A 24,265-nucleotide genomic window follows, 5' to 3' on the forward strand; every position below is an offset into this window, starting at 1 on the left:
GGCAACCCGCCTTTTTTACATCTCAATAAATATAATTAATCATATATATTGCATATAAATTCATTAACTGGCATTGTTAATCCATGCCGCAGACACGGTAAAAACAATAAGACTGACAGACAGGAGTTCCACCATGAAAAAGTTAGTTCTGGCCGCTATTCTTGCCACCTTCGCAGCCGGTGCCAGCGCCGCCGACAAAATCAGCTTCGGCGTTTCCGCCACTTATCCGCCGTTTGAATCCCTGGATGCCAGCAATCAGATTGTCGGTTTTGATATCGATCTGGCGAAAGCGCTGTGCAAACAGATGCAGGCAGAGTGCACCTTCACTAACCACGCCTTTGACAGCCTGATCCCGGCGCTGAAGTTTAAAAAATATGACGCGGTGATTTCCGGCATGGACATTACCCCGGATCGCAGCAAGCAGGTGGCCTTTACCGAGCCGTACTACGCCAACTCAGCGGTGGTGATTGCCAAAAAAGGCGCGTTTAAATCTTTTGAAGAGCTGAAAGGTAAACGCATCGGTATGGAAAACGGCACCACGCACCAGAAATACCTCCAGGATCAGCATCCGGAAGTAAAAACCGTGGCCTATGACAGCTATCAGAACGCGATTATCGATCTGAAAAATGGTCGTATCGACGGCGTGTTTGGCGATACCGCCGTGGTGAACGAGTGGCTGAAAACCAACCCGCAGCTGGGCACCGCCACACCAAAAGTGACCGATCCGCAGTATTTCGGCACCGGCCTCGGTATTGCCGTGCGCCCGGATAATAAAGCCCTGCTGGAAAAACTGAACGCCGCCCTGAAAGCCATTAAAACCGATGGCACTTATCAGAAAATCAGCGACCAGTGGTTCCCGCAGTAAGATGCCCTTTCCGCCCGGCGGCGCGTCGCTTGCCGGGCCAGGGAAAACATCATTAAGTAGGCCGGGTAAGCGCCAGCGCCACCCGGCATTAATCACGCACCAATAACGTCAACACTTCGCAATGCGCGGTATGCGGGAACATATCAAACAGCTGCACACGCTCGATGCGGTAACCCGGCAGTTCGCGCAAATCCTTCGCCATCGTCTGCGCATTACAGCTGGAATAGATAATAAATTGCGGGGCCATACGGCTCAGGTAATCACAGAGCGCGTTGCCGATACCGCGGCGCGGCGGATTGACCAGCACCAGTTCCGGCACTTCCCCCTGCGCGGTGGCGAAACGCGTCGAATCCAGCGCCTGAAACTGTAAATTTTGCAGCCCCAGCGCCCGGGCTGACTCCCTGGCGCAGGCAATGGCTTCCGGGGCGATCTCGATACCCGTTAGCTTCATTTCCGGCGTGGCGCAGTGCAGGCCAAAACCGCCGACGCCGCAAAACAGATCCCACATATGCGTCACCGGCAGCGCCCGCACCCAGTCCCGGGCCGTAGCGTAAAGGCTTGCCGCCACCTGCGGGTTGGTCTGGAAAAAGCTCTGCGGGCGGATCCACAGCGGCACGCCGTTAAAGTTTTCGGCCAGCGCCTGTTGCCTGGTGAGATAAATCTCCTGCTCCCCTTCCATGATCGCCATATGCACCGGCTGAATATTCGCGGTGATGACTTTCAGCTGCGGCAGCTGCGCCTGCAATTCCGGCAGTGCTGCGCGCAGCTGGGCCAGTTTGGCATCGGAGCGCAGCACAAAACGCAGCATCATGCCGCCGTCCTGCTGGCTTTCGGTGAGTAACAGATATTTGAGTTCGCCGCGTTTACGCGCCACGTTGTAGGGCGTGAGGCCCGCGCGGGCGATAAAAGGCTTTAACGCCGCAAAGACCGGGTAAAACGAGGCCGGATAGAGCGGGCAGCCGGTAAGATCTTCCGGCGTGCCGTCACGGTGCAGCATACCGAGCAGCGGTTTTTCCACGCTGCCGCTGACCACCATTTTCGCTTTATTACGAAAGCCCTGCTCCGGGCCGCTTACCGGTGCGCACCACCCGGCTACGGGCATACCTTCCAGCAATGTGCGGAGGTCGTCCATTTTGGCGTCGAGTTGTCGGGCGACGGGCTGTTCGATCCACTGACAGGATCGGCAACGCCCGGCGTCATAGAGTGCGCACTGCATGATGAAAACCTTAAAATTTGCGGGGCGGGGATTGTACCACCGTTAACGCAGATGGAAAAAGCGTCGGCTTGGCGAGGGCACAAACAGCAGAAAAAGGATCAGCAGATCCGGCAGTTTTTGCATAAACAGCGAGTGCAGGATCTCGCGCTTCGATTCGCCGGCAATGCTGAACAGTTCCGGATAGCCATAGCCGAGGGATGCTGCCCACAGATAGCCGGTCGCCACGATCTGCGAGCAGAGATAGAGCCAGCGCGCCCAGTTACGCCCTTTGCCCATGGAAAACGCACAGTAAAATTCGACAAACAGCAGCACCAGACTGCCGAGAAAAATCAGCGTCAGATCCCAGGTCTGCGCGCTGCGACGGACAAAGTCCACCACGCCGCGCACGCCCAGCAGGTCGAAGAGCATGATCAGGTCAACGCAGCGCGTGGTGATGATGGCGATAGCCGCCACCTGTACCAGCGCCGGGACGTTGAGCCGGGCATGCATCCCTGGTCTTTTGCTCATTAAATCCAATGCGTTATCTTCCCTGCGAAAAAAATGCCGCGACAGGCGCGGCATTGCGTTCTTAACGAGATTTTAGTGCCATCAGCCGCGTCTTGCACGCTGGATGTCACGCACTCGCTGCTTTTCTGCCCGCGCCATAATATACCAGGCGATAAAACCAACAATTCCCACCACGCCAAGGATGATCGACGCCAGGGCGTTGATTTCCGGATTGACCCCCATACGCACGCTGGAGAACACCAGCATCGGTAAGGTGGTCGCGCCCGGCCCGGAGACAAAGCTGGCGATCACCAGATCGTCCAGGGAGAGCGTAAAGGCCAGCAGCCAGCCAGAAATAATCGCCGGCATGATCATCGGCAGCGTAATGATAAAGAACACTTTCAGCGGCGTTGCGCCCAGATCCATCGCCGCTTCTTCGATGGACTTGTCCAGCTCCCGTAATCGCGCGGAGATCACCACCGCCACATAAGCCGTGCAGAAGGTGACGTGCGCCAGCCAGATGGTCAGCATCCCGCGATCCGCAGGCCAGCCGATGGCATGGGCCAGCGCCACAAACAGCAGCAGCAGCGACAGACCAGTGATGACATCGGGCATCACCAGCGGCGCGGTGATCATAAAGGCAAAGCCGTTCGAGCCGCGAAAACGCCCGAAACGCACCATCACCACCGCCGCGATAGTGCCGAGGAACACCGCCATGGTCGCCGCGCAGGCGGCAATCGTCAGGCTTAATCCTACGGCGCTCATCATGGCGTCATCACGGAACAGCTCGCCGTACCAGCGGGTCGACCACCCTGCCCATACCGTCACCAGTTTTGAGCTGTTGAACGAGTAAACCACCAGCATCAGCATAGGCGCGTACAGGAAGGTGAAGCTTAGCACGAGGATCAAAATACGCCACGGCGAGCGCACTACCGGTAAGTTGTTCATGCGTGGTCTCCCGTGCCTTTACTCTGATACTTGTGGAACCACATGATCGGCACAATCAGCAGCAACAGCATGATGATCGCCACCGCCGAGGCCACCGGCCAGTCGCGGTTATTGAAGAACTCCTGCCACAGTACGCGGCCAATCATAATGCTGTCCGGGCCGCCCAGCAGTTCCGGGATGACAAACTCGCCCACCGCCGGAATAAACACCAGCATGGATCCGGCGATAATCCCGCCTTTGGTCAGCGGCACAATGACGCTGAAAAAGGTTTTCAGCGGACGCGCGCCGAGATCGAGCGAGGCTTCCACCAGCGAGTAATCAATGCGCGTTAAGGCGGTGTAAATCGGCAGCACCATAAACGGCAGATAGGCATACACGATACCGATATAGACCGCGAGATTAGTGTGCAGAATGGTCAGCGGCTGATCGATAACCCCGAGCCACAGCAGGAAGTTATTCAGCACGCCGTTGTTTTTCAGGATCCCCATCCAGGCGTAAACGCGGATCAGGAACGAGGTCCAGGACGGCAAAATCACCAGCAGCAGCAGGATATTACGCGTCGAGGGTTTGCTGTGCGCCACCGCCCACGCCAGCGGATAACCAATCGCCAGACAGCAGAGCGTGGAAACCGCCGCCACCTGTAACGACTGCAGATAGGCTTCAAAATAGAGCGGATCGTCGGTCAGCTGCAGGAAGTTATTAATGTTCAGCGTCAGGCTGAGCTGCCCGTCTTCCCATGCCATCAGATCGGTATAAGGCGGGATCGCGCGCGCCATTTCCGCAAGGCTGATTTTGAATACGATCAAAAACGGCAGCAGAAACAGCAGGCACAGCCAGATGTATGGCAGGGCAATCACCAGCTTGCGCCCGTGCCTCATCTGCATCCGCGCCAGCCACAGCGTAAAACCGCCCGGCTTGCCAGCACGAGCCGGTGCTTCAGGTATACTCATCGCCGCTCCTTAAACCGTCAGTACCACACAACTGTCGGCATCCCAGCACAGGCGTACTTCATCGCCCCATGTCGGTAAGCCTTTGCGGTAGCGGTGCGCGTTCTGTAACTGCGCGCTGATCATCTGCCCGCTGTGCAGGCGCACGTGATAAATCGACAGATCGCCAAGATAGGCAATGTGCACCACTTCCCCTAACGCGAAGTTGTAGCCATCGGCAGGGGGATCTTCGCAGAGCATGATTTTTTCCGGGCGCAGCGCCACGTAGACCGGCACGTTGTCCACCACTGAGGCGTCGGGATCGACCTTCAGCGGATGCACCAGCCCCGGCGAGTCGATCACCAGGCCGTCTTCCTGACGTTCTTTCAGCAGCCCTTCGAAGACATTCACGGAACCGATAAATTCGGCGCTGTAGCGAGTGGTCGGATGCTCGTAAATCTCTTCCGGCTCGCCGATTTGCACGAACTTACCGCGGTTCATGATGGCGATACGTCCGGCCATGGTCATGGCTTCTTCCTGGTCGTGGGTGACCATCACGCAGGTGACGCCGACGCGCTCCAAGATATCCACCACTTCCAGCTGCATACGGTCGCGCAGTTTTTTATCCAGCGCGCCCATCGGCTCATCAAGCAGCAGCAGCTTCGGGCGTTTCGCCAGGCTGCGCGCCAGCGCCACACGCTGACGCTGACCGCCGGAAAGCTGATGCGGTTTACGCTTCGCAAACTCCGACATGTGCACCAGGCTGAGCATTTCGGCGACGCGGCTGGCGATTTCCGCTTTCGGCAGCTTGTCCTGCTTCAGGCCAAAGGCGATATTCTGCTCCACCGTCATATGCGGAAAGAGCGCATAGGACTGGAACATCATATTGATCGGGCGCAGGTAAGGCGGCACATGGGCGAGATCGACGCCGTCGAGCATAATCTGCCCGGTGGTGGGCTGCTCAAAACCGGCCAGCATACGCAGCAGCGTGGATTTACCGCAGCCGGACGCGCCCAGCAGAGCAAAAATCTCGCCTTTATAAATAGTGAGGCTGACATCATCGACAGCGTGCTGACCATCAAAGGATTTGGTCAGATTTCGGATCTCCAGCAGCGGCGTTAACGCCTTGCGGGACTTCGCCTGTGGGCGGGGGGTAGCCTCATTCACGGGGTGCTCTCCGGCATAGAACAAATATGAGTGCAAACGCACCGGCATGGTGCGTATCGCCGGGCGGCGCTTTGCTTGCCCGGCCTACGGTCCTGCGAATTTGTAGGCCCGGTAAGCGAAGCGCCACCGGGCAACTATTTCAAATGACGTTATTTACCGCTTTTCACTTTGGTCCACGCACGGGTTCTGACGCGGTCGATTTTCGGATCCTGCACTTTCAGGGTGTAAAGCTTGGCGAACACGTCTGCTGGCGGATAGATCGCCGGGTTGTCACGCACTTCCGCGCTCACCAGCGGCGTAGAGGCTTTGTTGCCGTTGGCATAGAACACGTGATCGCTGACGTGAGCAATCACATCCGGACGCATCAGATAGTTGAGGAACTGATACGCTTCGTCTTTGTTTTTCGCATCCGTCGGCATCGCAAAGACGTCGAAGAACGCCAGCGCGCCCTCTTTCGGAATGATGTAAGAGACGTTCACGCCGTTTTTCGCTTCTTTCGCGCGGTTAGCGGCCTGCCAGACATCCCCTGCCCAGCCGATGGCCACGCAGATGTCGCCATTCGCCAGATCATTAATATACTGGGACGAGTGGAAGTAACGGATATTCGGACGCAGTTTCAGCAGCAGATCGGTGGCCGCCCCGCTGTAGTCAGAGGCAGTCGAGCTGTTCGGATCTTTGCCGAGATAGTTCAGCACGGTGGCAAAAATCTCTTCCGGGGCATCCAGGAAAGCCACGCCGCAGCTTTTGAGTTTTTCCAGGTTCTCCGGCTTCATCACCAGATCCCAGCTGTCGATCGGCACGTCTTTGCCCAGCGCCGCTTTCACTTTATCGACGTTAAAACCGATGCCGGTGGTCGCCCACAGGTACGGCATCGCATATTTGTTTTCCGGATCGTGCTTCGCCACCAGCTTCAGCACTTCCGGATCCATGTTCTTCCAGTTCGGCAGTTTGCTCTTGTCGAGGGGCTGGAACACGCCAGCGGTCAGCTGACGCTCAAGGAAGCTGGCGGACGGCACCACCAGGTCAAAACCGGTGCTGCCGGCCATTAATTTGCCTTCCAGCACTTCGTTGGAATCGAATACGTCGTAGACGACTTTAATGCCCGTCTCTTTTTCGAAATTCGCTACCGTGTCCGGCGCAATATAGTCAGACCAGTTATAGACATGCAGCGTTTTTTGTTCAGCGGCGAAGGTGCCGGCAGTGACCGCCATCAGTGCACCCGCAACCAGACCGGACAGCCATTTTTTATTCAGGGTGGTCATATCTCATTCCTTCTGGAAAGTTCGTTAACATTCGAACTAAATCGTCGCCTTTACGCTATGCAAGAATCGTGCATAGTTTGTCACTCACCGCTGCAACGGATAATTTGAATTACCCGGCAGACGCTGCATGCTATTGAAGCCCCGCAAGAATAACTGTAGCCAGGGTTCGAGGCTATAGGTCAGATTAAAAAACGCCTTTTACTAATTTTTTATGCAAGATCAGTCTATGTGATAAGCCGAAACGGCCTTAAGTGGGGTGAAATATTCTTTAAAGAATAGTTAAAAGCAGAATAAAACGAGGAATTATGCAGCCGCCATGGCAGCGACTGCGTTTAAATCAGGGGCGCTTAGTGAAGAAAATTGTGCGGCGCGGCGTCGGCGTTCGGATCCTCTTCTTCGCTGGTAAACAGCATCTGATGCGCGCTGGCCTCAAGGATCACCATGGAAATCTGTTCTTCGCTCTGGCGCATAAACCAGGAGAACTGTTTAAAAGTAATGCCAGGCGCGGCGAATAAAGACTGGCAAACCACCAGCTTTGGCAGATTATCATCCTGTATATCCAGGAAGGCTTTCACCGTCAGTGAACTGGCGTTAATGGCCGACAGATCTGACGCCAGCGGCAGCAGCGCCGAGGGCTTCACTTCCGCCATCGCCGAGAAGAGAATAATGTCGTCAACCAGATCGACTTTGGCATCGTAAATACCGTCGAAATTCTGCATATGCGGCAGATGCAATGCCTGGCAGGTATCACACTCATAAAAACTGATGCCCAGCTCGTCAAGCCACTGACGTAAAGTGTCCAGACCGGGAACGACGAGTGAATCCATAGAATGTGCTACCTCTTAAAAAATTATGCGGCCATTAGCTTACGCAAAAATGCCGATTCATACCATTGCCGAAGTCGATAAACCGCTCAGCCGCCGGTTTTCAGACAGAAATCCGGCGTGGCCTGGCGCTCGATCCAGGCGATCATGCGGTCGGCGATATCCACGCCGGTGGTTTTTTCAATGCCTTCCAGCCCCGGCGAGGCGTTAACCTCCATTACCAGCGGCCCACGGTTCGCCCGCAGAATATCCACGCCCGCCACGTCGAGGCCGAGGGTTTTCGCCGCCAGAATGGCAATTTCCCGCTCGCGCAGCGTAATGTTCGCCACCGTCGCCGCGCCGCCGCGATGCAGGTTAGAGCGGAAATCCCCCGGCTTGGCCCGCCGTTCAATAGCCGCCACCACTTCATCGCCCACCACCAGGCAGCGAATATCTGTTCCCTTCGCTTCCTCAATATACTCCTGCACCAGGATATGCGCGTTCAGCCCGCGAAAGGCGTCGATGACGCTTTCCGCCGCCTGCCGCGTTTCCGCCAGCACCACGCCGATCCCCTGCGTCCCTTCCACCAGCTTCACCACCAGCGGCGCGCCGCCCACCATGTCGATCAGATCGCTGGTGTCATCCGGCGAGTGGGCGATACCGGTCACCGGCAGGTCAATGCCCTGGCGCGCCAGCAGTTGCAGCGAGCGCAGCTTGTCCCGGGCGCGGGTGATGGCTACGGATTCATTCAGCGGAAAGCTGCCAAGGATTTCAAACTGGCGCAGGGCGGCGGTGCCGTAAAAGGTGATGGCCGAGCCAATGCGCGGGATCACGGCGTCAAAAAAGGGCAGCTGACGGCCTTTATAATGAATGGACGACGCCGCCGGACTGATATTCATATAACAGGACAGCGGATCGAGGATCTCGACGAGATGACCGCGGCGAATCGCGGCTTCGCGCAGGCGTTTGCACGACCAGAGCGTTCCATCCCGGGACAATATGGCAATTTTCACCCTGCACCTCTCTGACAAGACCTGGAAAAGCCTGCGTATAATACACGCAGGCGCGCGCAGGATGAACGTGATTTATCGCGTTGCCCAGCCCTGCTGATGCAAATAATCGAGAATAAAGGGGCGGTTTTCTTTAATGATGGTGCGGCGAATATGATCGCTCCAGGTATCGCGGCGATTATTGCTGCCGCGGGTCAGATAATACTCCGCCAGTTCATCGTCATAGGCCGCAAGTAAAGCGTCATCCACCGGCTGGTAGCGATTCTCATGCACCACCATGGCCGCAGGCAGGCGCGGCTTCACGTCCGGGTTATCCGCAGGCCAGCCAAGGCACAGGCCGAACAGCGGCAGCACATGTTTCGGCAGCGCCAGTAATTCCGTGACCTCCACAATGCTGTTACGGATACCGCCGATGTAAACGCCGCCAAGACCCAGGGATTCCGCCGCCGTCATGGCGTTCTGTCCCATCAGCGCGGTATCCACCACGCCAAGCAGCAGCTGTTCCGCCAGGCCTAACTGCGCGTCCGGGCAGATCTGCAGGTGGCGATTGAAATCCGCGCAGAACACCCAGAACTCCGCCGCCTGCGCCACATGCTGCTGTCCGCCGGTCAGGGTGACAAACTTTTCACGCAGCGCCGGATCGGTTACGCGAATAATGGAAGAACACTGTAAAAAGCTGGAGCTGGACGCCGCCTGTGCAGTAGCAATGATGGCATCGCGCTGCGCCTGGGTAATGGGCTCACCGGTAAAATGACGAATGGAACGATGGGCAAGCAGCAGGTCAATAGTCGGGGTCATTGTGTCTCTCCGGGTAAAAAGGGGTGAGATTATAGATGAAATTATCTGACAGCTTTTGGCGAAACATAGCCTTACGGTATCAGACCAACAGGTAAAACCTGCTTTCCCTGCCTGACCATAGTCGTCATGATGGCTTCATTCGCCGTCAGGCCTCAAACATTAAGGAGAGTGTATGTTCGCTGTAATTTTTGGTCGCCCGGGATGCCCGTATTGTGTACGCGCTAAAGAACTGGCAGAGAAGTTAACCGCTGAGCGCGATGATTTTAACTATCGCTACGTGGATATTCACGCGGAAGGCATTACTAAAGCCGATCTGGAAAAAACCGTCGGTAAGCCGGTAGAAACCGTGCCGCAGATTTTCCTCGATCAGAAACACATTGGCGGCTGCACTGATTTTGAAGCGTACGCCAGAGCCAATCTTGGCCTGTTCGCTTAACAGTAATAAAAAAGGGGCGTTAACTCCGCCCCTTTTTACACATAATGCTACTGACAAACAGATAGCACAGCGCCCCCAGCGCGCACCAGAAAACCGCACTGAATAACCACGCCAGCTCCTGCCAGAATTCACGCTCCTGCGCGATAACCATGCGCATCAGCACAAAGCACAGCGGCGCGGCCAGCATCGCCCCCATCAGCGGCAACAGCACCTGACGCTTACGGGATACAAAGCTTGCGACGGCACCGGGAATAACAAAAAACAACAGGCCCAGCTCCGGATGACCAGACGCGCGAAACGCCCCTTTCATCTTCAGCGCCAGTGACAGACACACCACAATAAACAGCAGAAAGCAGCAAAACGCGCTTGCCCAACCACGTTTAGATTTCAAACAATCCTCCTGACACTGCCTCTATCAAGCGCCTCGTGCGTTCCTGCGGGAACGCCCGGTCAGATAAAGCTTTGCAGCAATCCTTGCCAAATTACCCACCCACTTACATGCACGATTCTGACTAGCCGTGGTTTCTTAATACGACTAAACTACGGCCTGATTATGTTTGCAGGCTATTTTTGGTCAGTGAATTTGTTTTAATTAATGTCTGGCCTTAAGCAAAACATTAGCGCAATTTATTATTTCTTTCAACAGCTTACAAGTAAACAAGAAGTTAGACTCCGTGAATATAAACGTCGCAGATTTGTTAAATGGGAATTACATACTGTTATTATTCGTGGTACTGGCTCTCGGGCTTTGCCTCGGAAAATTGCGCCTCGGCTCCATTCAACTGGGTAATTCCATTGGCGTTTTAGTCGTTTCTTTATTACTGGGCCAGCAGCATTTTGCGATTAACACCGACGCGCTCAATTTAGGCTTTATGCTGTTTATTTTTTGTGTCGGTGTGGAAGCAGGACCCAACTTTTTTTCAATTTTCTTCCGCGACGGCAAAAACTATCTGATGCTGGCGCTGGTGATGGTCGGCAGCGCGCTGCTTATCGCTCTTGGTCTGGGTAAATTATTCGGCTGGGATATTGGTCTGACGGCCGGGATGCTCGCCGGATCCATGACCTCGACGCCGGTGCTGGTGGGCGCTGGCGACACGCTGCGCCACTCGGGAATGGACAGCGGGCAGCTTTCCACCGCGCTCGATCATTTAAGCCTCGGCTATGCCTTAACCTACCTGATTGGCCTGGTCAGCCTGATTGTCGGCGCGCGTTATCTGCCTAAACTGCAACATCAGGATTTACAGACCAGCGCCCAGCAAATCGCCCGCGAGCGCGGCCTGGATACCGACGCCAGCCGCAAAGTCTATCTGCCGGTGATCCGCGCCTATCGCGTGGGGCCGGAGCTGGTGGCCTGGGCCGATGGTAAAAACCTGCGCGAGCTGGGCATTTATCGCCAGACGGGCTGCTACATCGAGCGCATCCGCCGCAATGGCATCCTGGCCGCGCCGGATGGCGATGCGGTATTGCAGATGGGCGATGAGATCGCGCTGGTCGGCTACCCGGATGCCCATGCGCGTCTCGATCCGAGCTTCCGTAATGGTAAAGAGGTGTTTGACCGCGACCTGCTGGACATGCGCATCGTCACCGAAGAGATCGTGGTGAAAAACCACAACGTTGTGGGTCGCCGCCTGGCGCAGTTAAAGCTGACCGATCACGGCTGTTTCCTTAACCGCGTGATCCGCAGCCAGATTGAGATGCCCATTGACGACAACATTCTGCTTAACAAAGGCGATGTATTGCAGGTGAGCGGCGACGCGCGACGGGTGAAAACTATCGCCGACCGTATCGGCTTTATCTCCATTCACAGCCAGGTCACGGATCTGCTGGCCTTCTGCGCCTTCTTTATCGTCGGGCTGATGATCGGCATGATCACCTTCCAGTTCAGCAATTTCAGCTTCGGCATCGGGAACGCCGCCGGTCTGCTGTTCGCCGGGATCATGCTCGGCTTCCTGCGTGCTAACCATCCGACTTTTGGTTACATCCCCCAGGGCGCGCTGAATATGGTGAAAGAGTTCGGCCTGATGGTATTTATGGCTGGCGTCGGGCTGAGCGCGGGGAGCGGCATCGGTCACGGGCTTGGCGCTGTCGGCGGCCAGATGCTGGCGGCAGGTTTGCTGGTCAGCCTGGTGCCGGTGGTGATCTGTTTCCTGTTTGGCGCTTATGTGCTGCGCATGAACCGCGCCCTGCTGTTCGGCGCCATTATGGGCGCACGCACCTGCGCCCCGGCGATGGAAATCATCAGCGACACCGCGCGCAGTAACATCCCCGCGCTGGGCTACGCCGGGACCTACGCCATCGCCAACGTGCTGCTGACCCTTGCCGGTACGCTGATCATCATTATCTGGCCGGGGCTAGGATAAGTCTCAACCTGACCGGAGTGGCAAATTATTTATGCTTTCGCGAGAACTTTTCCGCAAAGCGCCAGTCATAACTATTGCCACTGCTTTTCTTTGATGTCCCCATTTTGTGGAGCCCATCAACCCCGCCATCTTTGGTTCAAGGTTGATGGGTTTTTTATTGCCTGAAATTTGTGACAAGGTAACCTGAACCTCAGGCGCGTCCCCCCTCTTCCGGACACCTTCATTACCAGGCAAGGAGGCACTATGAAGAGTTTTGATTCTGTCGCAGATATTATCACTAACGAATTTATGACCTCTCCGGTGGGTACACTTACCGGCATCTTCAGCTTAATTGGTGGTATTTACGCTGCATTCCTTCTTATAAGAAAGTTTCTTACGGCTCCCATTAAAGGCAAATCGGAATTTCTTTCGCAGGCAGGTATTCCGGCATGGCCGCTTCGGCTTTTTTATGTCAGCCTCCCCTTAAAAACGATCCCGAAAAATACCCGAACCGATCTATTCTTTGGTTTTCTGCTTATCATCTTTGGCGCGGGTTCGGCGTCATATCTCTCCGCTATGCACATTAAAACCCTGCTAACACCGCAGGACTGGACATTGCTGGTGTATAAGCCCACCAATGAATTTTTTTATTTAACCCATGACAGCGCAAAATCGGCATCGCTATTTTCCCGCCACTCCTTAGTCGTAACGACTGAGCAATGTGATAAAACCCCGGCCGGCACCCTGGCGCAAAAAAGCAGACTGTCCGGGGATCTGGCGGGATTCATTTGCGACATGTTCAGGAGAAAGGAACATACCCGGTACATTTCGCAAGAAATTGCCAATTTTGAGAAGAGTAAAACCGTCCTCTATGGCGCGCTAAGCACATTCGAAACCGGTTTATTTTGGCTGGCGATCAGCGCGATATTGACACTGTATTACCGAAAAATAGTTCGGCAACATATTATCGAACAACACAAAAAAGCTGAAAGCTATCTTATGTAATGATAAAGACACGCTAATGACGTCATGTTCTTCATCACGCTGCTCCCGTAAATCCCATTACCGTCTAAGGTTATTAGACCCTTAACACTTTTACGGAGCTGAGATGAAATTCCCCCTGTACCTCCTTACTGCCCTTATTCTTTCCGGCTGCGGCAGCAGCAGTTCACCCTCAAAAGTCACCGCGCCGGGTGCTGAAACCTCTGGTAAATTGCAGCTGCTGGAATCCGGTGCCAGCGTGATGCAGTCCAGGCCGCCGATTGATGCCATCAATACTTATCTCGACGGCTTCCATTTTTATAACGGCGATCAGAATGGGCAGATGGAAGCGCACCATTACGTCACCGTATTGAACGAAGACGTGATGCAGGCCGTGATTTACGACGGTAATACCCGCGACGCCAAACTGATGGGCGTGGAATACATTATCAGCGAGCGGCTGTTCAATACCCTTCCGCCTGAAGAGAAAAAACTCTGGCACAGCCACCGTCATGAAGTGATGTCGGGCAGCCTGATTGGCCCTGGCTTGCCTGCGCCTGCGGAAAAAGCGCTGATGGGCAAAATCGTTAATACCTACGGTAAAACCTGGCACACCTGGCACACCGATCGCGACAAAACCCTGCCGCTGGGCATTCCGGCGCTAATGATGGGCTTTACCGCTGACGGCCAGCTTGATCCCGCCCTGCTTGCCGAACGCGATCGGCTTTTTGACGTGGATACCAAAGAAATCCGCGAATCGCGCCGCGATCTGGATGCGCACCCGGTCGCGCCCGGCGCCGATGCCTGGCAGCGCGGCGAGGTGATACAGCTTAAGCGTGGACAGGGCGGCGGCGAGCATGCGCACGGTAAAACCCGTTTTGCGCCTGCGGAAAAACGCCCGGCAACTGTTCAATAATAATTAACATTGCGGGTTTACCCTCTTTTGCAGAATGCCGTACACTTTTGCTTCACAACGGAGATTTTGCATGAACGCACTGACGCACTCGCCCCGCAAGGCACTGCAACGCCGTACCTGGGCGTTATTTATGTTTTTCTTTATACCCGGCCTGTTAATGGCTTCATGGGCGACACGTACTCCCGCGATACGCGACACCCTGTCTGTTTCTACAGCCGGGATGGGCGTGGTGCTGTTCGGTTTGTCCGTCGGCTCGATGAGCGGCGTCCTCTCCTCCGGCTGGCTGGTTAAGCGCTTCGGCACCCGCAGCGTTATCCGCACCGCCATGTCCTTCAGCGTGGTCGGTATGATTATCCTGAGCGTGGCGCTGTGGTTCGCCTCGCCGCTGCTGTTCGCCTGCGGGCTGGCAGTATTTGGCGCGAGCCTCGGCTCTGCCGAAGTGGCGATTAACGTCGAAGGCGCGGCAGTGGAGCAGGCGCTGGATAAAACCGTGCTGCCGATGATGCACGGCTTCTACAGCCTCGGTACCCTGGCGGGCGCAGGCGTCGGCATGGGGCTGACGGCGCTCGGCGTGAGCGCTAATCTGCACATTCTGCTGGCGGCGCTGGCCACCATTATGCCGATTATTATCGCCATCACCGCCATACCGGACGGCACCGGCAAGGGCTCCGCTGAGGAGAACGGTCAGGGCGGGAAAGGCGTGCCTTTTTATCGCGATGTCCAGCTGATGCTGATCGGCGTGGTGGTGCTGGCGATGGCCTTTGCGGAGGGTTCCGCCAATGACTGGCTGCCGCTGCTGATGGTGGACGGGCACGGGTTCAGCCCGACCTCCGGCTCGCTCATTTACACCGGCTTTACGCTGGGTATGACCGTGGGACGCTTTACCGGCGGCTGGTTTATCGACCGCTACAGCCGCGTCGCGGTGGTGCGAGCCAGTGCGCTGATGGGGGCGCTGGGCATTGCGCTGATCATCTTTGTGGACAGCGCCTGGGTGGCGGGGGTGTCGGTGATTTTGTGGGGACTGGGGGCATCGCTCGGCTTTCCGCTGACCATTTCCGCCGCCAGCGATACCGGCCCGGATGCGCCGACGCGCGTCAGCGTGGTCGCCACCACCGGCTATCTGGCATTTCTGGTGGGACCGCCGCTGCTTGGTTTCCTCGGCGAGCACTACGGTCTGCGCAGCGCGATGATGGTGGTGCTGGGGCTGGTGATCATTGCCGCGCTGGTGGCCCGCGCGGTGGCGAAACCTGAGCCACAAAATCAGCCCTGCGAGAATTAGTTCTGATGTGCCCGGCGGCGCAAGCTTGCCGGGCCTACGGGTTTCATGACCATCCATACAGACCTGCCGGGCCTGTGGTTTTGTCGATTATGACAACGCGTTACCGACGGATTTATCCTTCAGGAACACCACCATCAGCGCCAGCCACAGCACACCGTTCGCCAGATTAAACAGGCTGAACAGACCGTTGCCTCCTGCCAGAAATGCGTGTTTGCTGACCTCAATGCCGACGGTGAAAATCGCCATTTGTAGCATGCCCATGGCGGCAGACACCGTGCCTTTACTCATGTCGCTGGCGAACAGCGTCAGGCGCACCAGTCCGGCGTTAGCAAGGCCAATACCAAAGGCATAAATACTCAGCCCGGCGGTCATCCACAAATAAGCATGGGATGACGCCACGGTTGCCACCGCCGCCAGCAGCAGACCACCCACAATCGGCCCGCCGCCCATGATAATCAGCGAGCGCACGGTACGGCGCGAGGTGAGACGCGCCAGCACCAGGTTACCAATAATCAGCGCGCCAAAAATCGGCACCTGCAACAGGCCGTACTCGTAGCTCGACATGCCTTCGGCGCTGATAATGATGATCGGCGACTGGGCGATCCACGCCAGCAGCGGCAGGCTGACGAAACCCGTCGCCAGCGCGCCCGCCACGAAGCGGCCATTTTTCATTACCGCTTTATAATCCCGCCCCAGGGCGTTAAGGGATAACGGCTCCCCCAGCCGCGTGGCGGTTTCCGGCATGGCGCGATGCAGACCGAAAAAGGCAATAGCCGCCAGCACCGCGAACAGCACAAACATCCCCTCCCAGGGCGCGGCATGCACCCAGGCGGCGCCCACCAGCGGGCCAAGCAACGGCGCAATCAGCGCCACGTTCGCCATCAGCGCGGTGATCTTGATACAGGTCGCCTCGTCAAAGGATTCCTGAATGGCGGCATAGCCCACGGCACCGATAAAGCACAGGCTCACACCCTGTAAAAAGCGCAGGATAGTGAACTGTTCAATGTCCTGGGCCAGCAGGGTTGCCAGACAGGTGACGATAAACCACACCACGCCGGTTAACATCACCGGGCGGCGGCCAATACGATCCGACAGCGGCCCCAGCAGCCACTGTAAAAACATCCCCCCCGCCAGATAAGCGGTCATGGAGGTCGGCACCCACTCAATGCCGGCGTTGTACTGCTCAACCACCGCCAGCATGCCCGGCTGGATCATGTCGTTCGCGATATAAGTTGAGAATTCGTACAGGACCAGACAGAGCGGAAACAACAACGCCTGGCGTCCTAAACGGCGGCCAGGTAAAGCATGGTTTGGCATGAAATTTTTTATCCTGAAAAATCGCGCAAAGTGTAATGAATGCGCCGTCCCTGTAACAGCGAATTTTGCGACCTGCACAAAGTTTCGCACATTTTACGGTCTTAACCGCCGTTTTCCTGTTGGCTATTTTGCCACGGTTTAAGCGGGCTCCGTCATGCTCTTATCGCAGAGTGTTCATTCCGGTTGCTCACAAGCGCCGGACGACTAAGACAAAACTGGTTTACCGGCGAAGGCGGTGATCCTAAGGTGATCCCTTTTTCAACGCGCCACTACAGGTAGCCTGCGGCAAAAGAGTGACAATACGATGCTGGAAGATCTGAATTATACCCTGTTCGCCTGGATGAATGCGACGCCGGACTCCCCCGCCTGGCTGATCCAGGCTGCCATTCTCATTGCCCGCGATCTGATCCACATCGTGCCGCTGCTGGCCGTGGTGCTTTGGCTGTGGGGGCCTGCCCAGCGGCAGTTAGTGGTTAAAATGGCGCTGGCGATCGTCGTCAGTCTTGTGGTGTCCTGGGTAATGGGGCACGTTTTCCCCCACGATCGTCCGTTTGTCGAGGGCGTGGGCTATAACTTCCTGCATCACGCGCCGGATGATTCCTATCCGAGCGATCACGGCACCGTCGCCTTTACCTTTGCGCTGGCGTTTTTGTTCTGGCACCGCATCTGGTCCGGCGTGGCGATGATGGGCGTGGCGCTGCTGATCGCCTGGTCGCGCGTCTATCTCGGCGTGCACTGGCCGCTGGATATGCTGGGCGGTTTGCTGGTGGGCATCAGCGGCTGTCTGACGGCGCAGATGCTGTGGCAGGCGTTCGGCGAGTCGTTATACGCCGCCCTGCAACGGGCTTACCGCGTCTGTTTTGCTCTGCCGATCCGCAAAGGCTGGGTGCGTGACTAAGCCTGCCGGCACAGGTAAGATTGAGCACCCCGCAGCGAGCGGGGTTTTCATCATGCCAGGGGATTTATGGAAACGAAACGTGACGAGCGTTTAGGCCTGTTGTTACAGGCGCTGAAGCGTACCGACAAGCTGCACCTGAAAGAGGCGGCGGCGTTATTAGGCGTTTCAGAAATGACCATTCGTCGCGATCTCGGCGCCCGCAATGCGCCTGTGGTCCTGCTGGGCGGTTATATCGTGCTGGAGCCGCGTACCGCCAGCCACTATCTGTTAAGCGATCAGAAAACCCGTCTGGTGGATGAAAAGCGTCTGGCCGCGCAATATGCCGCTAAGCTGGTGCAGGCGCATCAGCTGGTATTTTTTGACTGCGGTACCACCACACCCTGGATCATTGACGCCATTCCTCAGGATCTGCCCTTTACCGCTATTTGCTACTCGCTGAATACTTTTATGGCGTTGCAGGAAAAGCCCTTGTGTCGGGCGATCCTCTGCGGCGGCGAGTTCCACGCCAGCAATGCAATTTTTAAACCGCTGAACTTTAACGAGACGCTGAATAACCTGTGCCCGGATCTGGCATTTTATTCAGCGGCGGGGGTGCACCCGGTCCAGGGAGCGACCTGTTTCAATCTGGAAGAGTTACCGGTGAAGCACTGGGCGATGGCCCATGCGCAGTATCATGTGCTGGTGGTGGATCACAGTAAGTTTGATAAGGTGCGCCCGGCACGTATGGGCGATCTGGACGCTTTTGACGCCATCGCCAGCGACCGCCGCCCGGACGAGGCGTTATGCGCGCTGGCGAAAGCGAAACAGATCACGTTGATGTATACAGACGCATAGTGCGGGTTGAGTTGCCCGGCGGCGCAGGCTTGCCGGGCCTACACATGTTCCGTAGGCCGGGTAAGCGTGAGCGCCACCCGGCAACAAAAAAACCGGTCCGGTTACGAGAACCAGCTGCCAAACCACTCGTGGAATTTCATCAGCACAAAGTCCCACATCCGGCTGACGAAACCGCCCTCTTCCACCGCTTCCATTACCAGCAGTGGCCGTTGTTCAATCACTTTGCCGTTAAGCTGGAAATCGATCGTGCCCACCACCTGACCCTTTTTCAGCGGCGCGGTCAGCTGCGGCTCGGTCAGCGTCCAGGTCGCTTTCAGGTTCTTTAACTGACCTTTCGGAATGGTAATAGACCCGGCTTCGCCTGCCCCCAGCTTCACCTCTTTGCTGTCGCCAAACCACACGCGGGTGCTGACAAAAGTCGCATCCGGCTTAATTGGCGTGACGGTCTCAAAGAAGCGGAAGCCCCAGGTCAGCAGCTTTTCAGATTCATTAAAGCGGATGCGATCCGTTTTACTGCCCAGCACCACTGAAATCAGGCGCATGTCGCCCTGGGTCGCGGAGGCCACCAGGTTATAGCCCGCCCCTTCCGTAGTACCGGTTTTCATGCCGTCGACATTCAGGTTGGTGCTCCACAGCAGACGGTTACGGTTCGGCTGGCGAATATTATTGAAGGTAAACTCTTTCTCTTTATGGATGGCGTACTCTTCCGGCACATCGTGGATCAGCGCTTTGCCGAGCAGCGCCATATCCCGGGCGGTACTGAACTGCCCTGGCGCATCCAGACCGTGCACGGTTTTAAAGGTGGTATTAGTCAGCCCCAGCCGTTTCGCATAGTTGTTCATCAGGCTGACGAAGGAATCCTGGCTGCCCGCCACGTAGTCGGCGATGGCGATGCTGGCATCGTTGCCGGACTGGATGATCACGCCTTTATTCAGTTCGGAAACCGGCACCTGATCGCCAGGCTTGAGGAACATCAGCGACGAGCCGCGCAGCGCCGGGTTGCCCGTCGCCCAGGCGTCTTTGCCTACCGTCACCATATCGTTAAGATGAATTTTTCCCGCCTTCAGCGCCTGTCCGACCACGTAGCTGGTCATCAGCTTGGTGAGGCTGGCCGGATCGAGCTTCTCGTCGGCGTTGCCTTCCGCCAGCACTTTACCGCTGGCATAGTCCATCAGTATCCAGGCGCGGGCATCCACTGCCGGTGCCGCCGGAACCTGTTCAACCGCATACAGCGAAGGGGAGAAAAGAAATAATAGCGCAGAGCCCGCCGCCAGGCCGCGCAGGGATAAAGCGAAATGCGTCATAAATGCCACCCGTGTATCCATTCAAAACAAATCGCGTCACGTCACCGCTTCGCAATAAACGGTGAGTAATAACGTACTCAGGCATGGAAACCAATCATTAACCGGTAAAGTTTTTTAAAGTTTATGCAAATTACGGGATCGACGCCGCAAGTGGAGGATTTTTTTTGTAAGTCGTTGCCTGAATGTTAAATTTATTTCAACATAGAGGATCAGACGTGCCTGGCGCGCGTTCCCGCTGTCCACCGAGAAGGAATTTATATGATTACCCTGTGGGGCCGAAATAATTCCACCAACGTCAAAAAAGTCCGCCTGACGCTGGAAGAGCTTGAACTTCCTTACACGCAAATTCTGGCCGGTTTACAGTACGGCCTGAATCATGATGCGGAATACCTGGCGATGAACCCGAACGGTCTGGTGCCGTTGCTGCGCGATGACGAAACCGACAGCGTGCTGTGGGAATCCAATACCATCGTGCGTTTTCTGGCCGCGCAGTATGGTCAGGGCCGCTTATGGATCGACGCCCCGGCTGCCCGTGCGCAGGCGGAAAAGTGGATGGACTGGTCAGCCACTACGCTGGCGCCCCGCCACAGCGTGATCCTCAAAGGACTGGTGAGAACGCCGCCGGAGCAGCGCGATCGGGCAGCCATTGACGAGGCGATTGCCGATTGTGACGGCCTGCTCGGCATCCTCGACGAGGCGCTGGCCAGCACGCCGTGGTTCTCCGGCAGGGAGTTTGGTCTGGGGGATATTGCCCTCGCGCCCTTTGTTTATAGCCTGCTGAATGTGCACACCGCCTGGACGCCGCGCCCGAACCTGACGCGCTGGTATCAGCAGCTGTGCGAGCGCCCGACGGTGCAGAGCGTGGTGATGATCCCGATCACCTGATGCGCTGGCTGCTGGCGCGAACCTGCAATTTTCCCACCAGCTTAATGTGCGCCGCGGCATCTTCCCCGGCGCACAGATACTCCACCGCCATTCTGCCCAGTTCGTTATAGGCCAGCTGTATACTGGTGAGCATCGGCGTCAGCTGATGCGAAATGCGCTGATCGTCGTAGCCGCATACCAGCACATCTTCCGGAATACGTTTCCCCAGCGTGGCGAGCGCCTGATAGCAGCCGAGCGTCATCCAGTCGCTGGCGCAGAAGATCGCCTGCGGCGGCTGCGGCAGCTGCATCAGTTCCAGCGTGGCGGCAAAAGTCGCGTTCAGCGACCAGTCGGTTTTATGCACCAGCGCCGCATCCGGTTCGATCCCGGCGTGGCGCAGCGTCTGCTCATAGCCTTCGAGACGTTCCTTGCTGGCATCCATCCATTCATCGCCGGAAATATGGGCGATACGGGTGACCCCCTGATCCAGCAGATGCTGTGTTATCTGGCAGGCGTTGGCGCGATCGTCGGGTAAAAAGGTGGGCAGCAGCGGGCGCTGTTTGTCGTACTGATTAAGCAGCACGACCGGAAAATCGCACACGCCCTCGAAAGGGGAGAAATCAAAGGGGCGCGTCACGGGGCTTGCAAAAATCACCCCGGCGCAACGGCGGCTGGCCAGCTGACGCAGGATATGCCGCGCCAGCTCGCTGTCCTCGCCGTAATCGTACACTGACAACAGCGTATCGTGCTGCCAGGCACAGGCGCTGGCTTCACTGAGCGCATCGCCAAAGGGATCGTAGCCGGGCATGCCGCTCACCAGCAGCGCCACTTCCTCCTGCCCTTCCGGGCGGTGCTGCACCGCCAGCTTCTGATAACCCAGCGTTTTCGCGGCATCAAACACGCGCTCTCTTGTGGCGTCGCTTAACCGGATGGTGCGGCTGTTATTCAGCACCAGCGATACCGTCGCCTGGGACACGCCCGCCAGGCGGGCAATATCGCCCATGGTAATTTTATTTTTCTTCTGCATTTTTCGTCCTCAAGCCCCGCCTGACTATACCACATCAGGCTCCTTCTTCCGGATCGCTGTTTTGTGAATGGAATAACAGTATCGGGGCGTAAAAACGCTCACTATCTGCGCGCACTAATAAATATTAGCTAATAATATTCAACCAGGGAGGACGTCATGAGAACACGCTGGAGTAGTGAGCAGGCAAAAGGCTGGTATCAACAACACGGCTGGGCCTGCGGCTTTAACTATCTGCCGCGCACGGCGGTAAACTGGACGGAGATGTGGCAGGCGGACACCTTCGATCCGATCACCATTGATGAGGAACTGGGCTGGGCGGAGCGCTACGGCTATAACAGTCTGCGCACCAATTTGCCGTTTATCGTCTGGGAAAGTGACCGCGATGGCCTGTTGTCGCGTATTGATACCTTTCTCAGCCTGGCCGCCCGCCACGGTCTGAAAGTCATGCTGACGCTGATGGATGACTGCGCTTTTTCAGGCGATGAGCCGTTCACCGGGCCGCAAAAGCCCCCCAGACCGGCGGTGCATAACAGCCAGGCGGCGGCCAGCCCCGGACGCAAAATCGTCATGGATCCAGGCCAGTGGCCGCGCGTCGAAGCCTACGTGCGCGATCTGATCGGCAGCTTTGGCGACGATGATCGCATCACTATCTGGGATCTCTATAACGAACCCGGCAACCGCGGGCTGTTCGTCTCGCCGGTCGAATATGCCGAATATGACGAGGCGCTGGAGGGCTTTGCCCTGGAGCTGGTCTATCGCGCGTTTGACTGGGCGCGGGATGTGGATCCCGTTCAGCCGCTCACCATTGGCGCATGGCATGCGGACGTGGCGGCAAACAAAGCCTTTCTGCATCCCATTGATATCGCGGCGCTGGAGCAGTCGGACATCATCACTTATCACGCCTACGCGCCGACCATGATGCAGCTGGAGATCCTGCATTCGCTGGCGCAGTACGACCGGCCCGTGCTGTGCACCGAGTGGCTTTCACGTCATACCGGCTGCGTGTTCAGCGAGCAGTTGCCGCTGTTCAGCCTCTATCAGACCGGCTGTTATCACTGGGGGCTGGTGCAGGGCAAAACCCAGACCTGGCTGCCGTGGCCGGGGGTGAATAAAACCCATCCGGATCCGCAGTCGCTGTGGTTTCACGATGTGCTGACGCCGGAAGGCGAACCCTGGCGCGAGCAGGAGATGCACCTTGTCAAACGCCTGACCGCCCGCCAGCAGCAGATCCAGCAGTACGCCTTCGGTAATGAGGAGTGAATCATGAAAAGACTCTTACCTCTCCTTATTGCCTGTTGCTGCGCCAGCGCGGTGGCCCCCGCGTTCAGCGCCGATGCGGTGACGCTGCGCTTCTCCTGGTGGGGCGGCAAAGATCGCCATCAGGCGACGCTCGCCGCCCTGCAGGCTTTCGAAGCGAAGTATCCGGACATTAAAATAAAAGCGGAATATACCGGCTGGGAAGGCTATTTTTCACGGCTGACCACGCAGATCAACAGCGGAACGGAAGCCGATCTGATCCAGACCAACTGGAACTGGCTGACGCTGATGTCCAGAAAAGGCGATGGCTTTTACGATCTGAATAAACTTGCGGGTACGCTCGATCTAAAACAGTTTTCTCCTGCCGCGCTGGCCACCACCACCGTCAACGGCAAGCTCAACGCCCTGCCGTTGTCCACCAACGTAATGGGCTTTTATTACAATCAGGCCAGCTGGCAGAAAGCCGGGCTGCCGCTGCCGAAAAGCTGGGATGAACTGCTGGCGGCAGGGGCGGTATTTAAGGAAAAGCTCGGCGATAACGCCTATCCGATCTACGTCGGCGAGCAGGACTGTATGTTGCTGGTGTTTTCGTGGATGTATCAGCAGGATCAAAAGCCGATGATCGACGTAAACAGAAAACGTCTGGCCTGGGATCGGGCCGATCTTACCAGGGCATTCGGTTTCTATAAAAAGCTGGTGGATAACCATGTACTGCCCGATACCAAAGTGCTGGCCTCCTACGGCGCGAAAAGCACGCCGATTTATGAGCTGAAACCCTGGATGGAGGGCGAATGGGCGGGCAGCTATAACTGGAACGTGCTCTACCCGTCCCAGAGCGTGACGCTGAAAAATCCCGCCGATCTGGTGCCCGGCCCCTATCCGCTGTTGCCAGGGGCGAAAGACGCCGGACAGTTCCGGAAAACGGCGATCATGTACTCGATAGGCCGTACCACGAAGCACCCGAAAGAGGCGGCTGCGCTTCTGAACTTTCTGGTGAACGAGCCGGAAGGCGTGATCCCGGTGGGGCTGGAGCGCGGCGCGCCTTTGAGTCAGGCGGCGGATAAACTGCTGCGGGAAAAAGGCATTTTGCAGGACAGCGATCCGGTGATCGCCGGGCTGTTGCAGTCCTACGCCCTGCCGAATAACTTTGTCGCCACCCCCTATATGGAAGATATGCAGTTTGGCGCGCTCTTTACCGCCGTACGTGAAAAGATCGACTACGGCAAAATGAGCGTCGAGGAAGCGGCCAGCGATTTTGAACAGCAGGCCAACCGCATCCTGAAACGCGTGATGCGTTAACCTTCCCTGCGCGCCAGTACTGCTGGCGCGCAA

The 24,265-nt window shown here is 56.8% G+C and carries 24 protein-coding genes; 11 read left to right on the forward strand and 13 right to left on the reverse strand.

The genetic code is table 11. From position 1 onward, the window contains the following. Nucleotides 1–133: 133 nt before the first annotated feature. The gene (gene artJ, locus ACQUTD_RS20460) at nucleotides 134–865 is read left to right on the forward strand and encodes an arginine ABC transporter substrate-binding protein ArtJ (protein ID WP_072567991.1); all 732 of its coding nucleotides are present in this window, start codon (nucleotides 134–136) and stop codon (nucleotides 863–865) included. An 88-nt stretch (nucleotides 866–953) separates the two neighbouring features. Here the strand turns inward: artJ and rlmC are convergent, their stop codons facing one another. From rlmC to nfsA, 9 genes are all read right to left on the reverse strand, one after another. Then, the gene (rlmC, locus tag ACQUTD_RS20465) at nucleotides 954–2,081 is read right to left on the reverse strand and encodes a 23S rRNA (uracil(747)-C(5))-methyltransferase RlmC (RefSeq protein WP_473277328.1); all 1,128 of its coding nucleotides are present in this window, start codon (nucleotides 2,079–2,081) and stop codon (nucleotides 954–956) included. Nucleotides 2,082–2,123: 42 nt separating this feature from the next. Continuing rightward, nucleotides 2,124–2,588, reverse strand: coding sequence for a YbjO family protein (locus tag ACQUTD_RS20470; protein ID WP_072569426.1), 465 nt, complete (start codon nucleotides 2,586–2,588; stop codon nucleotides 2,124–2,126). An 81-nt stretch (nucleotides 2,589–2,669) separates the two neighbouring features. Then, the gene (gene potI, locus ACQUTD_RS20475; RefSeq protein ID WP_072567989.1) at nucleotides 2,670–3,515 is read right to left on the reverse strand and encodes a putrescine ABC transporter permease PotI; all 846 of its coding nucleotides are present in this window, start codon (nucleotides 3,513–3,515) and stop codon (nucleotides 2,670–2,672) included. Then, entirely contained in the window at nucleotides 3,512–4,465 is a 954-nt protein-coding gene (gene potH, locus ACQUTD_RS20480; protein ID WP_072567988.1) for a putrescine ABC transporter permease PotH, read from the reverse strand. Before potH ends, potI begins: the two co-directional genes overlap by 4 nt. 9 nt (nucleotides 4,466–4,474) lie before the next feature. Beyond that, nucleotides 4,475–5,608, reverse strand: coding sequence for a putrescine ABC transporter ATP-binding subunit PotG (potG, locus tag ACQUTD_RS20485; RefSeq protein WP_099458754.1), 1,134 nt, complete (start codon nucleotides 5,606–5,608; stop codon nucleotides 4,475–4,477). A gap of 149 nt (nucleotides 5,609–5,757) precedes the next feature. After that, on the reverse strand, nucleotides 5,758–6,870 hold the full coding sequence (gene potF, locus ACQUTD_RS20490; RefSeq protein WP_072567986.1) for a spermidine/putrescine ABC transporter substrate-binding protein PotF: 1,113 nt from the start codon (nucleotides 6,868–6,870) through the stop codon (nucleotides 5,758–5,760). A gap of 347 nt (nucleotides 6,871–7,217) precedes the next feature. Continuing rightward, nucleotides 7,218–7,697, reverse strand: a complete 480-nt coding sequence (locus tag ACQUTD_RS20495) for a YbjN domain-containing protein (protein WP_072567985.1) — start codon at nucleotides 7,695–7,697, stop codon at nucleotides 7,218–7,220. Nucleotides 7,698–7,783: 86 nt separating this feature from the next. After that, the gene (rimK, locus tag ACQUTD_RS20500; protein ID WP_072567984.1) at nucleotides 7,784–8,686 is read right to left on the reverse strand and encodes a 30S ribosomal protein S6--L-glutamate ligase; all 903 of its coding nucleotides are present in this window, start codon (nucleotides 8,684–8,686) and stop codon (nucleotides 7,784–7,786) included. A 72-nt stretch (nucleotides 8,687–8,758) separates the two neighbouring features. Further along, nucleotides 8,759–9,481, reverse strand: a complete 723-nt coding sequence (gene nfsA / locus ACQUTD_RS20505; protein WP_473277329.1) for an oxygen-insensitive NADPH nitroreductase — start codon at nucleotides 9,479–9,481, stop codon at nucleotides 8,759–8,761. 172 nt (nucleotides 9,482–9,653) lie between these two features. Here nfsA and ACQUTD_RS20510 point away from each other — a divergent pair, with 172 nt between their 5' ends. Further along, a complete protein-coding gene (locus ACQUTD_RS20510) occupies nucleotides 9,654–9,917 on the forward strand; it encodes a GrxA family glutaredoxin (protein WP_072567982.1) in 264 nt (87 codons plus the stop codon). A 19-nt stretch (nucleotides 9,918–9,936) separates the two neighbouring features. Here the strand turns inward: ACQUTD_RS20510 and ACQUTD_RS20515 are convergent, their stop codons facing one another. Further along, nucleotides 9,937–10,308 carry an inner membrane protein YbjM gene (locus ACQUTD_RS20515; protein WP_473277330.1) on the reverse strand — a complete coding sequence of 124 codons (372 nt, stop codon included), beginning with the start codon at nucleotides 10,306–10,308 and terminating at the stop codon, nucleotides 9,937–9,939. 283 nt (nucleotides 10,309–10,591) lie between these two features. Between ACQUTD_RS20515 and ACQUTD_RS20520 the strand changes: the two genes are divergently transcribed. The 4 genes from ACQUTD_RS20520 to ACQUTD_RS20535 all read left to right on the forward strand — a co-directional run bounded on the left by ACQUTD_RS20520 (nucleotide 10,592) and on the right by ACQUTD_RS20535 (nucleotide 15,432). Beyond that, the gene (locus tag ACQUTD_RS20520; RefSeq protein WP_318363524.1) at nucleotides 10,592–12,277 is read left to right on the forward strand and encodes an aspartate:alanine antiporter; all 1,686 of its coding nucleotides are present in this window, start codon (nucleotides 10,592–10,594) and stop codon (nucleotides 12,275–12,277) included. A 243-nt stretch (nucleotides 12,278–12,520) separates the two neighbouring features. After that, the gene (locus ACQUTD_RS20525; RefSeq protein WP_473277331.1) at nucleotides 12,521–13,261 is read left to right on the forward strand and encodes a DUF6216 family protein; all 741 of its coding nucleotides are present in this window, start codon (nucleotides 12,521–12,523) and stop codon (nucleotides 13,259–13,261) included. 103 nt (nucleotides 13,262–13,364) lie between these two features. Beyond that, nucleotides 13,365–14,153: a DUF1264 domain-containing protein gene (locus ACQUTD_RS20530; RefSeq protein WP_473277332.1), complete on the forward strand. Its 789-nt coding sequence runs from the start codon at nucleotides 13,365–13,367 to the stop codon at nucleotides 14,151–14,153. Between the two features lie 70 nt (nucleotides 14,154–14,223). Continuing rightward, nucleotides 14,224–15,432, forward strand: coding sequence for an MFS transporter (locus ACQUTD_RS20535; protein ID WP_072567976.1), 1,209 nt, complete (start codon nucleotides 14,224–14,226; stop codon nucleotides 15,430–15,432). A gap of 87 nt (nucleotides 15,433–15,519) precedes the next feature. Here ACQUTD_RS20535 and ACQUTD_RS20540 read toward each other — a convergent pair whose 3' ends face one another. Beyond that, complete coding sequence (locus ACQUTD_RS20540; protein ID WP_473277333.1) at nucleotides 15,520–16,749, reverse strand: MdfA family multidrug efflux MFS transporter; 1,230 nt, start codon at nucleotides 16,747–16,749, stop codon at nucleotides 15,520–15,522. 304 nt (nucleotides 16,750–17,053) lie between these two features. Here ACQUTD_RS20540 and ybjG point away from each other — a divergent pair, with 304 nt between their 5' ends. Beyond that, nucleotides 17,054–17,647 carry an undecaprenyl-diphosphate phosphatase gene (gene ybjG / locus ACQUTD_RS20545; protein WP_072567974.1) on the forward strand — a complete coding sequence of 198 codons (594 nt, stop codon included), beginning with the start codon at nucleotides 17,054–17,056 and terminating at the stop codon, nucleotides 17,645–17,647. A gap of 66 nt (nucleotides 17,648–17,713) precedes the next feature. After that, nucleotides 17,714–18,481 (forward strand): DNA-binding transcriptional repressor DeoR, encoded by a 768-nt coding sequence (deoR, locus tag ACQUTD_RS20550; protein ID WP_473277334.1) that lies wholly within the window; start codon nucleotides 17,714–17,716, stop codon nucleotides 18,479–18,481. Nucleotides 18,482–18,582: 101 nt separating this feature from the next. Here the strand turns inward: deoR and dacC are convergent, their stop codons facing one another. After that, nucleotides 18,583–19,785, reverse strand: a complete 1,203-nt coding sequence (gene dacC / locus ACQUTD_RS20555; RefSeq protein WP_318374144.1) for a serine-type D-Ala-D-Ala carboxypeptidase — start codon at nucleotides 19,783–19,785, stop codon at nucleotides 18,583–18,585. 258 nt (nucleotides 19,786–20,043) lie between these two features. Here dacC and ACQUTD_RS20560 point away from each other — a divergent pair, with 258 nt between their 5' ends. Further along, a complete protein-coding gene (locus ACQUTD_RS20560) occupies nucleotides 20,044–20,670 on the forward strand; it encodes a glutathione S-transferase family protein (protein ID WP_318363537.1) in 627 nt (208 codons plus the stop codon). Here the strand turns inward: ACQUTD_RS20560 and ACQUTD_RS20565 are convergent. Further along, nucleotides 20,663–21,676 (reverse strand): substrate-binding domain-containing protein, encoded by a 1,014-nt coding sequence (locus tag ACQUTD_RS20565; protein WP_473277335.1) that lies wholly within the window; start codon nucleotides 21,674–21,676, stop codon nucleotides 20,663–20,665. The genes ACQUTD_RS20560 and ACQUTD_RS20565 overlap by 8 nt on opposite strands. Before the next feature lie 156 nt (nucleotides 21,677–21,832). Here ACQUTD_RS20565 and ACQUTD_RS20570 point away from each other — a divergent pair, with 156 nt between their 5' ends. Then, nucleotides 21,833–22,936 carry a cellulase family glycosylhydrolase gene (locus tag ACQUTD_RS20570; protein ID WP_318363539.1) on the forward strand — a complete coding sequence of 368 codons (1,104 nt, stop codon included), beginning with the start codon at nucleotides 21,833–21,835 and terminating at the stop codon, nucleotides 22,934–22,936. After that, on the forward strand, nucleotides 22,937–24,232 hold the full coding sequence (locus ACQUTD_RS20575) for an extracellular solute-binding protein (RefSeq protein WP_473277356.1): 1,296 nt from the start codon (nucleotides 22,937–22,939) through the stop codon (nucleotides 24,230–24,232). The last annotated feature ends 33 nt before the right edge of the window (nucleotides 24,233–24,265 follow it).

It is taken from the genome of Enterobacter sp. K510, from assembly GCF_055804875.1.